This is a genomic window from Pseudomonas sp. P5_B2, from assembly GCF_056400445.1.
In genome coordinates, this window is sequence record NZ_JBFULH010001441.1 from 1 (window position 1) to 587 (window position 587).

Genomic DNA, 587 nt, shown 5'->3' on the forward strand with positions numbered 1-587 from the left:
ATGGACTGCTGTCCCTGGCCGAGCTTGGTCTGATTGAGGACGCCGGTACGCCTCAGGTGAACAATGCACTGCGACTTGCTTCGGTAGCTAAGCTGAAGTTAGAAGTGCGTGACGACACGTTGACTAGATTTTCGGCTTATCGGCTTGTTCGGTCACTACGGATGCGGCGAAGCATGACCGACCTGTCGGAGTTCGACGACGCGAAGAATTCCAAGGATGTGAAGGAAGGACTCACTCATGACTATCAAGCCGTTGCACGGCGGTTGATTTCAGCATGGGCTGTCAACCCTTCATTGGTGCAAGTTCTGAGGTACGCACTAGATCTTTATCCCAGCACAGACCTACTTGAGTCCGTTGAGCAGGCATTGATGAGCAAGATCGAGACCTCCTCATCGGATGAGATYGGCCGACACGTTGCCTTCTATGTACTTGCGGATCTGTTTAAGGCAGGAGCTACCGAGACGGGTAGGCAAGCTGAACTTGACTCGACCTTCAAAGTGGCCGACGTAGATGCTTATCGGCGCGCCCTGGCGGATCTGGCGAATCGTATATTGAGCATGAAGAATGTCCCTTGGTATGTGCAGCAA

General features: G+C 52.9%; 1 pseudogene. It reads left to right on the plus strand.

The window, feature by feature from the left end:
• Positions 1 to 173 precede the first annotated feature (173 nt).
• A pseudogene (locus AC1DRJ_RS31715) lies at positions 174 to 587 on the plus strand (hypothetical protein); the annotation flags it as partial.